This is a genomic window from Leifsonia shinshuensis, from assembly GCF_022606355.1.
GTDB lineage: Bacteria > Actinomycetota > Actinomycetes > Actinomycetales > Microbacteriaceae > Leifsonia > Leifsonia shinshuensis_B.
Genome location: NZ_JAHHZQ010000001.1, coordinates 1,327,385 through 1,342,435 on the forward strand (window position 1 = coordinate 1,327,385; position 15,051 = coordinate 1,342,435).

General features: G+C 72.1%; 15 protein-coding genes. 12 read left to right on the forward strand and 3 right to left on the reverse strand.

The window, feature by feature from the left end:
- Nucleotides 1-30 precede the first annotated feature (30 nt).
- The 4 genes from KNO15_RS06400 to KNO15_RS06415 all read left to right on the forward strand — a co-directional run bounded on the left by KNO15_RS06400 (nucleotide 31) and on the right by KNO15_RS06415 (nucleotide 4,180).
- Complete coding sequence (locus tag KNO15_RS06400; protein WP_241702575.1) at nucleotides 31-1,227, forward strand: low temperature requirement protein A; 1,197 nt, start codon at nucleotides 31-33, stop codon at nucleotides 1,225-1,227.
- Between the two features lie 40 nt (nucleotides 1,228-1,267).
- Complete coding sequence (locus KNO15_RS06405) at nucleotides 1,268-2,452, forward strand: thiolase family protein (RefSeq protein ID WP_241702576.1); 1,185 nt, start codon at nucleotides 1,268-1,270, stop codon at nucleotides 2,450-2,452.
- A 73-nt stretch (nucleotides 2,453-2,525) separates the two neighbouring features.
- Nucleotides 2,526-3,266 (forward strand): enoyl-CoA hydratase/isomerase family protein, encoded by a 741-nt coding sequence (locus KNO15_RS06410; RefSeq protein ID WP_241702577.1) that lies wholly within the window; start codon nucleotides 2,526-2,528, stop codon nucleotides 3,264-3,266.
- 44 nt (nucleotides 3,267-3,310) lie between these two features.
- On the forward strand, nucleotides 3,311-4,180 hold the full coding sequence (locus KNO15_RS06415; protein ID WP_241702706.1) for a 3-hydroxyacyl-CoA dehydrogenase family protein: 870 nt from the start codon (nucleotides 3,311-3,313) through the stop codon (nucleotides 4,178-4,180).
- Here the strand turns inward: KNO15_RS06415 and KNO15_RS06420 are convergent.
- Nucleotides 4,152-4,556, reverse strand: coding sequence for a PaaI family thioesterase (locus tag KNO15_RS06420; RefSeq protein ID WP_241702578.1), 405 nt, complete (start codon nucleotides 4,554-4,556; stop codon nucleotides 4,152-4,154). The two genes, KNO15_RS06415 and KNO15_RS06420, sit on opposite strands and share 29 nt — an antisense overlap.
- Nucleotides 4,557-4,604: 48 nt before the next feature.
- On the opposite strand from KNO15_RS06420, the gene paaZ reads away from it, so the two are divergent.
- On the forward strand, nucleotides 4,605-6,656 hold the full coding sequence (gene paaZ / locus KNO15_RS06425) for a phenylacetic acid degradation bifunctional protein PaaZ (protein ID WP_241702579.1): 2,052 nt from the start codon (nucleotides 4,605-4,607) through the stop codon (nucleotides 6,654-6,656).
- Between the two features lie 75 nt (nucleotides 6,657-6,731).
- Here paaZ and KNO15_RS06430 read toward each other — a convergent pair whose 3' ends face one another.
- Complete coding sequence (locus KNO15_RS06430) at nucleotides 6,732-7,334, reverse strand: TetR/AcrR family transcriptional regulator (RefSeq protein WP_241702580.1); 603 nt, start codon at nucleotides 7,332-7,334, stop codon at nucleotides 6,732-6,734.
- Nucleotides 7,335-7,414: 80 nt separating this feature from the next.
- Between KNO15_RS06430 and paaA the strand changes: the two genes are divergently transcribed.
- The 7 genes from paaA to KNO15_RS06465 all read left to right on the forward strand — a co-directional run bounded on the left by paaA (nucleotide 7,415) and on the right by KNO15_RS06465 (nucleotide 13,433).
- Nucleotides 7,415-8,392 (forward strand): 1,2-phenylacetyl-CoA epoxidase subunit PaaA, encoded by a 978-nt coding sequence (gene paaA / locus KNO15_RS06435; RefSeq protein WP_241702581.1) that lies wholly within the window; start codon nucleotides 7,415-7,417, stop codon nucleotides 8,390-8,392.
- Complete coding sequence (gene paaB, locus KNO15_RS06440) at nucleotides 8,389-8,682, forward strand: 1,2-phenylacetyl-CoA epoxidase subunit PaaB (protein ID WP_241702582.1); 294 nt, start codon at nucleotides 8,389-8,391, stop codon at nucleotides 8,680-8,682. Before paaA ends, paaB begins: the two co-directional genes overlap by 4 nt.
- Nucleotides 8,679-9,542 (forward strand): 1,2-phenylacetyl-CoA epoxidase subunit PaaC, encoded by an 864-nt coding sequence (gene paaC, locus KNO15_RS06445; RefSeq protein ID WP_241702583.1) that lies wholly within the window; start codon nucleotides 8,679-8,681, stop codon nucleotides 9,540-9,542. The genes paaB and paaC overlap by 4 nt, the downstream gene beginning before the upstream one ends.
- Nucleotides 9,536-10,021 (forward strand): 1,2-phenylacetyl-CoA epoxidase subunit PaaD, encoded by a 486-nt coding sequence (gene paaD, locus KNO15_RS06450; RefSeq protein ID WP_241702707.1) that lies wholly within the window; start codon nucleotides 9,536-9,538, stop codon nucleotides 10,019-10,021. The genes paaC and paaD overlap by 7 nt, the downstream gene beginning before the upstream one ends.
- A gap of 10 nt (nucleotides 10,022-10,031) precedes the next feature.
- Nucleotides 10,032-11,120, forward strand: coding sequence for a 1,2-phenylacetyl-CoA epoxidase subunit PaaE (gene paaE / locus KNO15_RS06455; RefSeq protein WP_241702584.1), 1,089 nt, complete (start codon nucleotides 10,032-10,034; stop codon nucleotides 11,118-11,120).
- A 21-nt stretch (nucleotides 11,121-11,141) separates the two neighbouring features.
- Nucleotides 11,142-11,912: an enoyl-CoA hydratase/isomerase family protein gene (locus tag KNO15_RS06460; protein ID WP_241702585.1), complete on the forward strand. Its 771-nt coding sequence runs from the start codon at nucleotides 11,142-11,144 to the stop codon at nucleotides 11,910-11,912.
- A 138-nt stretch (nucleotides 11,913-12,050) separates the two neighbouring features.
- Complete coding sequence (locus tag KNO15_RS06465) at nucleotides 12,051-13,433, forward strand: LLM class flavin-dependent oxidoreductase (protein WP_241702586.1); 1,383 nt, start codon at nucleotides 12,051-12,053, stop codon at nucleotides 13,431-13,433.
- Between the two features lie 218 nt (nucleotides 13,434-13,651).
- Here KNO15_RS06465 and KNO15_RS06470 read toward each other — a convergent pair whose 3' ends face one another.
- Nucleotides 13,652-15,034 (reverse strand): maltokinase N-terminal cap-like domain-containing protein, encoded by a 1,383-nt coding sequence (locus KNO15_RS06470; RefSeq protein ID WP_241702587.1) that lies wholly within the window; start codon nucleotides 15,032-15,034, stop codon nucleotides 13,652-13,654.
- Nucleotides 15,035-15,051: the final 17 nt, after the last annotated feature.

Genomic DNA, 15,051 nt, shown 5'->3' on the forward strand with positions numbered 1-15,051 from the left:
CCCGATGACCCTCGCCTCCCCCCACCCACGATGACCCCCGTCTCGCTCCCCCGCCCTCCCGTCGCGGGCGACCGCGATCCGTCGCGGGCGCACTGGATGGAGCTGTTCTTCGATCTGGTGTTCGTCGCGTTGGTCGGGCAGTTGGCGCACGGCCTCCACGTGCACCCGTCGTTCGCCACGCTCGCGATCTTCGTCGCCCTGTTCGCATCGGTGTGGTGGTCGTGGGTCAACCTGACCTTCGTGGTCGACGTCTCTCCGCAGTTGAGCGCCAGGCGGCTGTCGATCGTCATGCTGATCGCGATGTTCGCCGTCGGCGCGCTCGCGGTGGCGGCTCCGGAAGCGGTGGGCGACCGGGCCTGGCTGTTCGCCGCGGGCAACGCCCTGCTGCGCGTGCTGCTGCTCGCGGTCTGGGTGCGGATGTCGTGGGCGGGCGGCACCGCGTCGCGGGTGCGGATCCTCGCGTACAACGGCGTGACCGCGGTGATCTGGCTGGTCTCGATCGCCCTCCCGGCGCCGGCGATCTTTGTTCTGTGGGCGCTGGCCATCGTGATCGAGGTGGTCCTCCTCACGGTGACCTCCGGGGCGTGGTCGTCGCTGGCCCTCGACCGGATGAACGTCGAGCACCTCTCGGAGCGGTTCGGCCTGCTCGTCATCATCGTGCTGGGCGAATCGGTGCTGAGCATCGTCGCGGCGGTCAGCGACGCGTGGACGGTCGCGGCCGGCGTCGTCGGGGCCCTTGGGCTCCTGCTGACGGCCGGCCTCGCCTGGTCCTTCTTCCTCTACGGCGTGGAGGCCATGACCAGCGGGCTCGAGAAGCTGTTGGCGGCCGGGGACGCACGCGGGATCCGCGACACCGTCGGGTTCCTCCCGTTCCTCCTGCTGGCGGGTGTCACGGCGATCTCGGGGGCGCTGGCCGAAGCCATCGCGCACCCGGGCGACGCGCTGCCCGCCGCTCTGGCTGCGTCGCTCGGCGGCGGGATCGCGCTGTTCTACCTGACGAACGCGATCATCGCCCGCCGCTACGGGGACCCGTGGAGACGGGTGCTGCGCTGGGCGGTTCCAGCCGTCGCCCTGCCCGCGCTGCTGGCGGTGGCCGCACTGTGGCTGCCGGCAGCGGCCTCCGTCGGGTGCGGCGTGGCCATCCTGGCGGTGGTCGTCGCGTCGTCGGAGCTCGCGTCGCGTTCGCGTCGCTTGCCCGACCGGCAGGGTTCTGCAACTATTTACTAGCTGAACGTTCGTTCGGTAATTCGCATTCGAAGGAGCTGCGATGCCCGAGGCCTACCTCGTGGGCGGTGTCCGCACGGCCGTCGGTCGCTACGGGGGCGCGCTCGCCGGCATCCGGCCCGACGACCTCGCCGCGCTCGTGGTCGGGGAGGCCGTGCGGCGGGCCGGGGTGGACGGCGCCGCGCTGGACGACGTCATCCTCGGTGCCGCGAATCAGGCCGGTGAGGACAACCGCAACGTCGCCCGGATGGCCGTCCTGCTCGCCGGTCTGCCCGACAGCGTGCCGGGGGCGACGGTCAACCGGCTGTGCGCGTCCGGCCTGAGCGCTGTCACGCTCGCCGGGCAGGCGGTCCGGGCCGGAGATGCCGACCTGATCGTCGCGGGCGGAGTCGAGTCGATGACGCGGGCGCCCTGGGTGCAGGCCAAGCCCGAGAAGCCCTGGGCCAAGCCCGGGCCGCAGTTCGACACGTCGATCGGCTGGCGGTTCACCAACCCGCGACTCCTCGACCGAGACAAGGCCACGTTCACGATGCCCGAGACGGCAGAGGAGGTCGCCCGCGTCGACGGGATCACCCGTGTGGAGGCCGACGCGTTCGCCCTCCGCAGCCACCGACGGGCGGCCTCGGCCACCGACGCCGGTCGGTTCGCCGACGAGATCGCGCCTGTCGCCACTGCACGTGGCGAGGTCGTGGTCGACGAGAGCATCCGCCGCGACACCGACGCCGCTGCGCTGGCCGCGCTCCGTCCCGTCGTCGCCGGGGGCGCGGTCGTCACCGCGGGCAACTCGTCGCCGCTGAACGATGGCGCGTCCGCCATCGTGGTGGCCAGCGGCGACGCCGTGCGCCGCTACGGCCTGCGCCCGCGCGCCAGGATCGTCGCCGCGGCGAGCGCCGGCGTCGCCCCCGAGGTGATGGGGCTCGGTCCGGTGCCGGCGACGCGCAAGGCGCTCGAGCGGGCCGGGCTGGAGGTCGGCGACCTCGGAAGCGTCGAACTCAACGAAGCCTTCGCCTCCCAGGCTCTGGCCTGCGTGCGCAGGCTCGGACTCGACGAGGAATGTGTCAACGCCGACGGCGGTGCCATCGCCCTCGGTCACGCGCTCGGGTCGAGCGGCACCCGGATCGTGGTCACCCTCCTCGGCCGGATGGAGCGCGAGCAGTCCCGCTACGGCCTGGCGACGATGTGCGTCGGCGTCGGCCAGGGGGCCGCACTGATCGTGGAGGCGCTGTGAGCACGAGCGGCGCACGGCGAACGGAGACGCGCACGGCGACGCAGCCGGAGAAGCGCACCGAGACGGAGACGCTGTGACCACCGAGACCCTGCGCGTCACCGAGCTCGCCGACCGCCTGGTCGTCACGCTCGACCGTCCCGAGCGGCGCAACGCCATCGACCAGCGGATGGTCGACGACCTCCACGCGATCTGCGAGCGCCTCGAACGCGAGCCGCGCCTGCTCATCCTCACCGGCACGGAGGGCGTCTTCGCCTCCGGCGCGGACATCGCCGAGCTGCGGGAGCGCACCGGCGACGACGCGCGCCGCAGCATCAACGCGACCGTGTTCACCCGCATCGCCGAGCTGCCCATGCCCGTCATCGCGGCGCTCGACGGCTACGCGCTGGGCGGCGGAGCCGAGCTCGCCTACGCCGCGGACTTCCGCATCGGCACCGCGCGCCTCCGCATCGGCAACCCGGAGACCTCCCTCGGGATCATCGCCGCCGCCGGAGCGCTCTGGCGGCTGCCCCAGCTGGTCGGCCACCCGCTCGCGGCGGAGATGACGATGGCCGGCCGCGTGCTCACCGGCGAGGAGGCGCTCGCCGCCGGCCTGGTCAGCGACCTGTTCGAGCCGGGAGACCTCGTGGCGGGAGCGCACGCCCTGGCCGACAGGATCGCCGCCAACGACCCGCTTGCGACGCAGTACACCAAGCGCGTGCTGCGCGCGCCGCTCGCCGACCATCCCGCAGCGGAGCAGGAGGCGCAGGCCGTGCTCTTCGAGTCGGACGAGAAGCACAGACGGATGACCGAGTTCCTGGAGCGGAGGAGGCGGTGAGCGCGAGGCTGCCCGACCGGGTCGGGGTGATCGGCGGCGGCCGGATGGGCGCGGGGATCGCGCACGCCTTCCTGATGGCAGGCACGCCGGTCGTCGTGGTCGAGCGCGACACCGACTCGGCCTCCGCCGCCCGCGACCGCGTGCTGACCGCGATCGAGGGCAGTGTCCGCCGCGGCGCGCCCGCACCCGAACCCGACCACCTCGTCACGACCGTCGACTGGGATGTGCTGCGCGGCTGCGGCCTCGTCGTGGAGGCCGTGCCCGAGCTCCCCGAGCTCAAGCGGGAGGCGCTGCGCCGCGCCGAGGGGCTGCTCGAGCCCCTCGCCGTGCTGGCCAGCAACACGTCGTCGCTGTCCATCGACGGGCTCGCGTCCGGGCTGCGCCGGCCGGGCGCCTTCCTCGGCATGCACTTCTTCAACCCGGTGCCGGCCTCCGCCCTCGTGGAGGTCGTGGCCGGGACGGCGACGGCTCCGAGCGCCCTCGACCTGGCGACCGGCTGGGTCGCGGCCCTGGGCAAGACCCCGGTCGTCGTGCAGGACTCCCCCGGGTTCGCATCGTCGCGCCTCGGCGTGCTGCTCGGCGTGGAGGCCGTGCGGATGGTGGAGGAGGGCGTCGCCTCCCCGGAGGACATCGACGCGGCGATGACCCTCGGCTACAAGCACCCCGTCGGCCCGCTGCGACTGACCGACATCGTCGGCCTGGACGTGAGGCTCGACATCGCCGAGTACCTCGCGAGCGAACTCGGGCCGCGGTTCGAGCCTCCCGAGCTGCTGCGGAGGATGGTGGCCGACGGCCTGCTCGGCCGCAAGTCGGGACGCGGGTTCTACGACTGGAGCGACGAGACAGGCGGCACCGGCGGCACCGCCGGCGAAGGCGGTGGTGGCGTCAGCCGCGATCCGGGGCGTCCACGATGAGGTTGGTGATGCGGGCGGTGCAGAGGCGATTGCCGTCTTCGTCCGTGACCACGACCTCGTGCGAGGTGACCGTCCGGCCCAGCCGGATCGCCGTCGCGACACCGGTCACGAGACCGCTGCGCGCCGACCGGTGGTGGGTGGCGTTGATGTCCAACCCCACCGCGCTGCGCCCGGGGCCCGCGTGGATGACGGCCGCCCACGAGCCGAGCGCCTCCGCGAACGCCACAGAGGCGCCGCCGTGCAGCAGCCCGAACGACTGGCGGTTGCCCTCCACCGGCATCGTCGCCACGACGCGCTGCGCCGACTGCTCCAGGATGCGCACGCCCATCTTCTCGTCGAGCTCGCCGAGCTCGATCGTCCAGTCTCCATCGGCCACGGCACCAGCCTACGTGCCGCCGGCCCCTGTCCTCCCGGGAGGTACCGAATGAGTCTGCCCAGCTACCTGCGCGATCAGTGGTGGAGTCCTGCCGACGACGAGGGCGCCGCCGAAGTGCGCGACGCCTCCACCGGGGAGCTGGTCGCCCGCGTGAGCGCGGCGGGCGCCGACCTGGCCGGCGCGCTCGAGTACGCCCGCACGGTCGGTCAGGCCTCCCTCGGCGAGCTGACCTTCCACCAGCGTGCCGTGCTGCTCAAGCAGCTGGCGCAGGTGCTGACCGAGCGCAAGCAGGAGCTGTACGACCTCTCCGCGCGGGCCGGCGCGACGCGGGCCGACGCGTGGATCGACGTCGACGGCGGCATCGGCGCCCTCTTCACCTACTCCTCCAAGGGCCGCCGCGAGCTGCCGAACGCCCAGGTCGTCATCGACGGCGTGCCGGAGCCGTTGGCGAAGGACGGTTCCTTCCTCGGCGAGCACATCTTCACGCGGCTGCCGGGCGTCGCCGTGCAGATCAACGCGTTCAACTTCCCGGTGTGGGGGCTCCTGGAGAAGTTCGCGCCGTCGTTCCTGGCCGGCATGCCGACGCTCGCGAAGCCGGCAACGCCGACCGCGTACGTCGCGGAGGCGATGGTGCGCATCCTCGTCGAGTCCGGCCTCCTGCCCTCCGGCACGCTGCAGCTGGTCTGCGGAGCGGTGCCCGGGCTGTTCGACCACCTGCGGCTGGGCGACCTGGTCGCCTTCACCGGGTCGGCCTCCACCGCCGAACGGCTGCGTGCGCACGACTCCGTGCAGACCGGCGGTGTGCGGTTCACCAGCGAGACCGACTCGATCAACGCCTCGGTGCTCGGCCCGGACGCGCTCGCCGGCACGCCGGAGTTCGACGCGTACGTGAAGCAGCTCGTGGTCGAGCTGACCGCGAAGGCCGGCCAGAAGTGCACGGCCATCCGCCGTGCGATCGTGCCGGCGGCGGCGGTCGACGACGTGCTCGCGGCGGTCCGGTCGCGCATCTCGGAGCGGGTGGTCGTCGGCGACCCGCGGGCCGAAGGCGTGACCATGGGTCCGCTCGCGTCGCGGGAGCAGCGTTCCGAGGTGCTGCGTCAGGTCGCGCGGCTCGTGGAGGCGGGCGGCGAGCTGGCCATCGGCGGTCTCGACCAGCCGAGCATCCGCCGCGCCGACGGCAGCCTCGGCACCGAGCCGGAGGGCGCGTTCGTCGCGCCGATCGTGCTGCGCTTCGCCGACGCGCGCACCCCGGAGGCGCACACGGTCGAGGCGTTCGGGCCGGTCGCGGCCGTGCTGCCGTACATGTCGGCGGCGGAGGCCGCCCAGCTCGTGGCGCTCGGCGGCGGTTCCCTCGTCACCAGCGCCGCCACGCACGACCCGGGCTTCGCGCGCGAGCTCGTGCTCGGAACGGCCGCCTACAACGGCCGCATCCTCCTGCTCGACCGCGACGACGCCCGCACCTCCACCGGGCACGGCTCGCCGGTGCCGCACCTGGTGCACGGCGGCCCGGGCCGCGCCGGCGGCGGCGAGGAGCTCGGCGGCATCCGGGCGGTGCTGAACCACATGCAGCGCACGGCCATCCAGGGCTCGCCCGACCTCCTGACCGCCGTCACCGGTGTGTGGCACGCGGGTGCCGCGGCTGCGGCCGACGGCCCGCATCCGTTCCGCAAGTCGCTCGCGACCCTCCGCATCGGCGACCAGGTGCTCTCCGGCGCCCGTCGGGTGACGCTCGACGACATCGAGACGTTCGCGACGTTCACGGGCGACACCTTCTACGCGCACATGGACGAGGAGGCGGCCGCCGCCAACCCGTTCTTCCCCGGACGCGTCGCGCACGGCTACCTTCTCGTGTCGTGGGCGGCCGGCCTGTTCGTCGACCCGGCTCCCGGGCCGGTGCTCGCGAACTACGGGCTCGAGAACCTGCGGTTCCTGACGCCGGTGTCGCCGGGCGACAGCATCCGCGTCGCCCTCACGGCCAAGCAGATCACACCGCGGGAGACCGACGACTACGGAGAAGTGCGCTGGGACGCCCGCATCACGAACCAGCGCGACGAGCTCGTCGCCTCCTACGATGTGCTGACGCTCGTCGCGAAGGAGTAGCCGGCCATCGCTTCCTCACTTTCTCCCGCCTTCTGCCGGCGAGTCGCGGGAGAAAGTGAGGAAGCGATGGCTGCGCTAGGCGGGGGTGCGGAGCGCGAGCGCGAGGATCGTGTCGGCGAGGTCGTCGGGGGTCAGCGCGCCGGCGGGGTCGTACCACTCGGTGAGGGAGTTGATCATCCCGAAGAGCAGACGGGCGACGACCGCCGGGTCGGCGTCCGCGCGCAGCGCGCCCTCGTCGCGAGCCTCGGCGACGAGCGCCGCGACGGCGTGGTCGAACGCCCTCCGCCGCTGCAGCGCGGCCCGTTCGACCTCCGTGTTGCCGCGCACGCGCAGCAGCAGAGTGACGTACGGCAGCCGGTCGGCCAGCACGAGCACGGCCTCACGCAGCACGAGCGCGAGGCGATCGGCGGCCGTTCCCGGTGCCTCCTCGACCGCCCGCAGCGCGCCCTCCAGCCCGTCGAGGGCTTCGTCGAGCGCGAGCGCGAGCAGTTCGTCCTTGGAGGCGACATGGTGGTAGATCGCCGACTTCGACAGGCCGAGGCGCTCGGCCAGCATCCCGATGGAGGTCGCGTCGTAGCCGTGCTCGTTGAACGCGGCCACGGCGACCTGGAGGATGCCGCGCTGGTCGTAGCCGGGCCGGCCCCGGCGCAGGGGCTCGGCCGTCCGGGTGTCGGTCACTTGCACAGTGTGGCATGAACCGGTCGATCACGCATATACTGAACGAACGATCAGTCAGTATTGAGTGGAGCGCCCGTTCGATGACGAACACCACGGAAGACACGACGACGCCGGCGACCGACCCCGGCGAGGCCCTGTTCGAGCAGCTCATCGCCTCCGACTCGCGCATCGAGCCCCGCGACTGGATGCCCGACGCCTACCGCCGCACGCTCATCCGGCAGATGTCGCAGCACGCGCACTCCGAGATCATCGGGATGCAGCCGGAGGCCAACTGGATCAGCCGCGCCCCGAGCCTCAAGCGCAAGGCCATCCTGATGGCCAAGGTGCAAGACGAAGCCGGCCACGGCCTCTACCTGTACTCGGCCACGCAGACCCTCGGCATCACGCGCGACGAGATGACGGAGCAGCTCATCAGCGGCGCCGCCAAGTACTCCTCGATCTTCAACTACCCGACGCTCAGCTGGGCCGACATCGGCGCGATCGGCTGGCTCGTCGACGGCGCCGCGATCTGCAACCAGGTGCCGCTGTGCCGCTGCTCGTACGCGCCCTACGGCCGGGCGATGGTGCGCATCTGCAAAGAGGAGTCGTTCCACCAGCGCCAGGGCTTCGAGATCCTGCTCACGCTGATGCGCGGAACACCGGAGCAGCAGCGGATGGCGCAGGACGCCGTGGACCGCTGGTACTGGCCGTCCCTGATGATGTTCGGGCCTCCCGACGCCGACTCTCCCAACTCTGCACGTTCGATGGCGTGGAAGATCAAGCGGTTCTCGAACGACGAGCTGCGCCAGCGGTTCGTCGGGATGCTCGTGCCGCAGGCCGCGGTGCTCGGCGTGACCTTCCCCGACCCCGACCTGCGCTGGAACGAGGAACGCCAGGCCTACGACCTCGGCCCGATCGACTGGAGCGAGCTGCAGCGCGTGATCGCCGGCGAGGGTCCGTGCAATGCGCAGCGCATGCAGCGCCGCCGCGAGGCGCACGAGGACGGCGCCTGGGTGCGCGAGGCGGCCGCGGCGTACGCGGCCACGAAGGCGGCGCGCGCGCAGGAGGTCGCGGCATGACCGACCGCACGGAGGTCTGGCCGCTCTGGGAGGTCTTCGTCCGTGCCTCGCGCGGCCTCAGCCATGTGCATGTCGGCTCGCTGCACGCCCCTGACGAGGAGCTCGCCGTGCGCAACGCCCGCGACCTCTACACCCGGCGCGGGGAGGGTGTCTCGATCTGGGTGGTCCGCTCCGACGCGGTCACGGCGAGCGACCCGGACGCCAAGGACGCCTTCTTCACCTCTCCGGAAGGCAAGAACTTCCGGCACGCGACCTACTACACCGAGAGCGAAGGGGTGAAGCACCTGTGACGGACGCCTCGGCACCCACTCCTGCCGCTGCGGCTCACGCCGACGAGTTCGACCAGCACGGCCACGTCGAGCTCAGCGCCGTCACGCTCTCGGCCGAGTTCGTCGCGAGCGAGGCCGCGGCCTCCCTCGACGTCGCCGAGTACGCGCTGTGGCTGGGCGACGACTCGCTGATCCTCGCCCAGCGGCTCGGCTGGTGGATCTCGCGGGCGCCCGAACTGGAGGAGGACGTCGCGCTGGCCAACATCGCCCTCGACCTGCTCGGTCACGCGAGATCGCTGCTGCGGTACGCGGGCACGGCCTCCGACCGTTCGGAGGACGACCTCGCCTATTGGCGAGACGAGCAGGACTTCCGCTCGGCGCACCTGTTCGAGCAGCCGAACGGCGACTTCGCGCACACGATCGTGCGGCAGTTCGCCGCCTCCCACTATCTGTTCGAGCTCTACGACCGGCTGCGTGTCTCGGCCGATCCGGTGCTCGCCGCGGTCGCGGCGAAGGCGGTCAAGGAGGTCGCCTACCACTGCGACCACGCCGACCAGTGGGTGCTCCGGCTCGCGCTCGGCACCGACGAGTCGCGCCGCCGAACGCTCACCGCCTTCGACGACCTCTGGCCGTACGTGGGCGAGCTGTTCCGCGACGAGCCGCTGATCGATCGCCTCGACGGCATCGCGCCCCGGCCGTCGACGCTCCGGGAGTCGTTCGACGCGCGCATCGCCCCGGTCGTGGCCGAGACCGGGATCGAGCTCCCCGGCACGTTCACCGCGTCGGGCGGGGGCCGCGAGGGGCGGCACTCCGAGTACCTCGCTCCGCTCCTGGCGGAGATGCAGGTGCTGACCCGCGCCCATCCGGGAGCGACCTGGTGACCGGCCACGCCGCGGAGGCGGGGCGGGCCTGGGCGGCCGCAGCGGCGGTGCTCGATCCGGAGGTCCCCGTGCTGACGATCGACGACCTGGGCGTGCTGCGGGCCGTCACGGTGACCGACAGCGGGGTGGAGGTCGTGCTCACGCCCACCTACTCGGGCTGTCCCGCGATGGACGCGATCCGCGAGGACGTCGTGCGCGCGCTTGCGGCGGAGGGCTTCGGCGACGTGCGGGTCAGCCTCGCGCTCGCCCCGGCCTGGACGACCGACTGGATCAGCGATCACGGCCGCGCCGCGCTGCGCCACTACGGCATCGCGCCGCCTCCCGGCACCGGGCCGGTGCGACTCACCCTGGGGGTCAAGTGCCCGCACTGCGACTCTCTGAAGACGCACGAGGTCTCGCATTTCGGGTCGACCGCGTGCAAGGCGCTCTTCGTGTGCGACGCGTGCGGCGAGCCCTTCGACCACTTCAAAGCGCTGTGAGGACCCGCTGATGGCGCGCGCGCGATTCCACACGCTCGCGGTGGCCGAGGTGCGGCCGCTCACCGCGGCGAGCGTCGAGGTGACCTTCGCGGTGCCGGAGAGCCTGCACGGCGAGTACGACTACCTGCCGGGTCAGCACGTCGCCCTGCGTGCGACCGTCGACGGCCGCGAGCTGCGGCGCAGCTACTCGATCTGCCGGCCGCCGTCGCCCGGCCGGATCAGCGTGGCGATCAAGCGCGACCTGGGCGGCGCGTTCTCGACCTGGGCCACCAGCGAGCTGCGCGCCGGCGACCTGATCGACGTCATGAGCCCGCAGGGCACGTTCACGATCGACCTCGGCGCGCTCGATGGCACGCACGTGGCCGGCATCGCCGCCGGCTCGGGCATCACCCCGCTGATGGCGCTCGCGTCGAGCGTGCTCGCGGCCTCCCCGACGAGCTCGTTCACGCTGGTTTACACGAACCGCACGGCTATCGACGTGATGTTCCTGGAGGAGCTCGCCGACCTGAAGGACCGCTACCCGTCGCGGCTCGCGCTGCACCACGTGCTGTCGCGCGAACAGCGCACCGCTCCCCTGCTGTCCGGGCGCATCGACGAGGAGCGGCTGCACACGATCCTGGAGGCGCTGCTGCCGCCGAGCACGGTCGACGAGTGGTTCCTGTGCGGGCCGTTCGAGCTCGTGCAGCTCTGCCGCGACGTGCTGGAGACCTACGAGGTGCCGCGCTCGCGCATCCACTTCGAGCTGTTCACGACCGGCGAGCCCGGCGAGGTGCGCGGCGACGTCGGCCACCCGGTGGTCGTGCACGACGGAGAGAGGACGGCCGAGATCGAGTTCACCCTCGACGGGCAGACCTCGACGGTGACCACGCCGGTCGACGCCAACGAGTCCGTGCTGAACGCGGCGTTGCGGGTGCGACCCGATGTGCCGTTCGCCTGCACCGGCGGTGTCTGCGGCACCTGTCGCGCCCGGCTGCTCGCCGGCGACGTGCGGATGACCGAGAACTACGCACTGGAGCCGGAGGAGCTGGAGGCCGGCTATGTGCTCACCTGCCAGTCGCATCCGCTGACGGACAAGGTGGCGGTGGACTATGACGTGTAGCACGCGGAAGGCGGAGGGCCTGTGATCGACCTGACCATCCACGACGGCATCGCGCACGTCACTCTGAACGCGCCCGAGCGGCTCAACGCGCTCGGCCCGGACGACCTCCGCGCCCTCGACGCGGCCTACGCGGAGGCCGAGGCCGCCGGCGTGCGCGCCCTCGTCCTGCGCGGCGAGGGCCGGTCGTTCTGCGCGGGCCGCGACATCGCCGGCGTCGACCCGGCCACCGACGACGTGCCCGGCTACCTCGACGGCCTGGTGACGCCGCTGCTGCGGCGGATGAGCGCCTTCCCCGCCCCGACCTTCGCCGCCGCGCGGGGCGCCGCCCTGGGCGTCGGCCTCGGCCTCCTGATCGCCACGGACGTCGTGTTCGTCGCCGACGACGCCAAGGTCGGCTCGCCGTTCGCCGCGCTCGGCGCCGCCCTCGACTCGGGAGGCCACTGGCTGCTGGTCTCCCGCCTCGGCCCGCACCGCGCGCTCGACCTCATCTACTCGGGCCGGCTGATCTCCGGAACGGAAGCCGTGGCGGGCGGGCTGTTCAGCCGGGCGCTGCCCGCCGGTGAGTTGGAGGCCGCGGTGTCGGAGGCGGCGGCCGCCGCCGCGCGCGGGGCGACGCAGGCGTTCCTGGCGAGCAAGCGCATCGTCACGGGCCTCCGCGACGGCGAGCTCGACTTCTGGTCGTCCGTCTCGGCCGAGACCGAGGCGCAGACCGCCCTCCGCGACACCGACGACTACCGCGAGGGCTTCGCCGCCTTCCAGCAGAAGCGACCCCCGGTCTTCCGCGGCCGCTGACTCCATCGCTTCCTCACTTTCTCCCGCGACACGCCGGGTGGAGGCGGGAGAAAGTGAGGAAGCGATGGCTGGGCGGGCGCGTTACGGGATGTGACGGGGGGCGTGCGGCGCGGGAACAACGCATGCATTCTGGAGCGCATGACCCGGCAGATCCGTTTCAACGCTTTCGACATGAACTGCGTCGCCCACCAGTCGTCCGGAATGTGGCGACACCCCGACGACCAGGCCTGGCGCTACAAGGACCTCACCTACTGGACGGAGCTCGCGAAGCTCCTCGAGCGCGGCACCTTCGACGGCATCTTCATCGCCGACGTGCTCGGCACCTACGACGTCTACGGCGGCAGCAACGAGGCCGCCATCCGCCATGGCGCCCAGGTGCCGGTGAACGACCCGCTCCTCCTGGTCTCGGCGATGGCGCTCGTGACCGAGAACCTCGGCTTCGGCGTCACCGCGGGTACCGCCTACGAGCACCCGTATCCGTTCGCGCGCCGCATGTCGACGCTCGACCACCTGACGAACGGACGGGTCGGCTGGAACGTCGTCACCGGCTACCTGCCGTCGGCCGCGCGCAACATGGGTCACGACGACCAGCTGCAGCACGACGACCGCTACGACCACGCCGACGAGTACCTCGAGGTCCTCTACAAGCTGTGGGAGGGCTCATGGGAGGACGACGCCGTCATCCGCGACCGCGAGTCGGGCGTCTTCACCGACCCGTCGAAGGTGCACGAGATCGGCCACCGGGGCAAGCACTTCACTGTGCCGGGCATCCACCTCTCCGAGCCGAGCCCCCAGCGCACGCCGGTGATCTACCAGGCCGGCGCCTCCAAGCGCGGCATCGGCTTCGCGGCAGAGAACGCCGAGGCGATCTTCGTGGCGGCCTCGACCAAGGAGGGCCTGAAGGAGACCGTGGCCAAGCTGCGCGACGCTCTGGAGGCCGCGGGACGCGACCGCTACGCGGCACGCATCTACACCCTCCTCACGATCATCACCGACGAGACCGACGAGAAGGCTCAGGCCAAGTTCGAGGACTTCCTGCAGTACACCGACGACGAGGGCGCCCTGGTGTTCATGTCGGGCTGGATGGGCGTCGACCTGTCGCAGTACGACCTGGACGAGCCGATCGGCAACGTCAAGAGCAACGCCATCCAGTCGGCGGTCGCCAACTTCCAGCGACCGAACGCCGAGGGCGGCGAGTGGACGGTGCGCGACATCGGCCGCAACGGAGTGATCGGCGGCCTCGGCCCGTTCATCGTCGGCGGAGCCGTCAGCATCGCCGACCAGCTGCAGGAGTGGGTGGAGGAGACCGACGTCGACGGCTTCAACCTCGCCTACGCGATCACGCCAGGCACGTTCGAGGACATCGTCGAGTACGTCATCCCCGAACTGCGCAAGCGCGGTGCCTACCCGGACGCGTACGTCGAGGGCACGCTGCGCAACAAGCTGCACGGCGCGGGCGACCGCCTGCCGGAGAACCACCGCGGGGCCCAGTACCGCGTCGGAGCGCCCGCGAAGGCGTAGCCGCACCAGCGAACCACCAGACCGAGCGCCGGGCCCCTGCGACCGAGTGGGGTAGACCCGGCGTTCTGTCTGCCCGAAGCCCGCCGCACGCCGCACAATGCGCGCAGGACGGGCATGGGCTTCGAAGATGTCCGTTCTACGCGGCGCCCGGCGTGCGGGTAACACGCCGGACGCCGCGGCCGAGCGTCAGGGCACACGACCGGCCACGAACGCAGCGCTCACCGCGAAGAAGCGCCCGCTTCGCGCGGCGCGATCCCCTGCGCGTCGTCGAGGAGCCGCTCGACGGCCGCGCGCGGAATCGGTATCCAGCTCGGTCGATGGCGTGCCTCGTAGGTGATCTCGTACACCGCCTTGTCGAGTTCGAACGCGGTCAGCAGATCGGCGAACTCGTGCAGCACGTCGCCCGCGACGGACGCGTAGCCCTCGAGGTACGCCTCGCGCGCGGCGGCCGCCCATTCCCGCGCATCGACGGGAGGCTCGCGCTGGGCGAGGGAGCCGGAGACGTAGTCGAACGAGCGGAGCATCCCCGCGACGTCGCGCATCGTCGCGTCCGGCAGGGCGCGCTCGGCGAGCGGTCGCAGCGGCTCGCCCTCGAAGTCGATGAACTGCCAGCCGCGGTCGGGCGAGTAGAGCACCTGGCCGAGGTGGAGGTCGCCGTGGATGCGCTGGAGCACCGGGAGGGGCGCTGCCGCCGCCGCTTCGTAGACCGTGGCGATCGCCGCGCGCAGTTGCTCGACCTCCGGCACCTCCGTGGTCGTGATCGTGAGCCTCCGGAACATTCCGTCGAGGGCGGCCCGCACGTCGTCCGCCCCCGCCGGCCGCGTCGGGAGGACGCCCGCCATCAGCCGGTGCAGCTCCGCCGTTCCGGCTCCGAGCGCGTACGCCCGGTCGGTGAAGTCCTCGCCGCGCTCAGCGGCGCTGACTGCGAGCTCCCAGCCGTCCTCGGCCCCCGGCACGAAGTCCTGCATGAGCGCGAGCTCGCCCGTCGCCCTACCGCCGTCTGCCGCCGGCCAAGAGCCGGAGAGCCAGCCGAGCAGGGCGGGCGTGCGCTCCGATCCGCCGGCGGTCAGCGCCGCGAGGGTGGAGATGTCGGGGTTCTCACCGTCCTGGACGACGCGGAAGACCTTCACCAGCGACAGCACCCCGTCGGCGATCTCGGCGACGATGGAGGTGTTCGACTGCTCGGCGGAGAGCCTGCGCGACGAGTGCACCGGAATGCGACCGCCCAACGTGTGACCGGTCGCCCGCGCGTGCTCGCCGTCCGCGTCGCCCGCGCCCGTCATCAGCGCGACGAGCGCCGCGACATACGCCTCCTCCGCCGGTCCGTCGTACAGGTGGCGCCCTCCCGCCTCGCCGACGTACCCCGCCGGCTCGCCGTCACGCTGCACCCGTGCGACCAGCGGCACCTGGTAGACCCGCGGGCTGCGCGGGGCGTCGTCGCAGAAGAAGTGGGTGACGATGCGCGAACCGTCGTCGGCCGACTCCGGCGCCCGTTCGAGCTCGAACGAGCCCAGCAGTCGCAGTCGCGGCTCGACGGCCTTGGTCGAGTACCAGCGTTGGCGGCGCATCCATGAGCCCACCAACTCCGTGAGTTCCGTCATGCCTGAACCGTACGCCC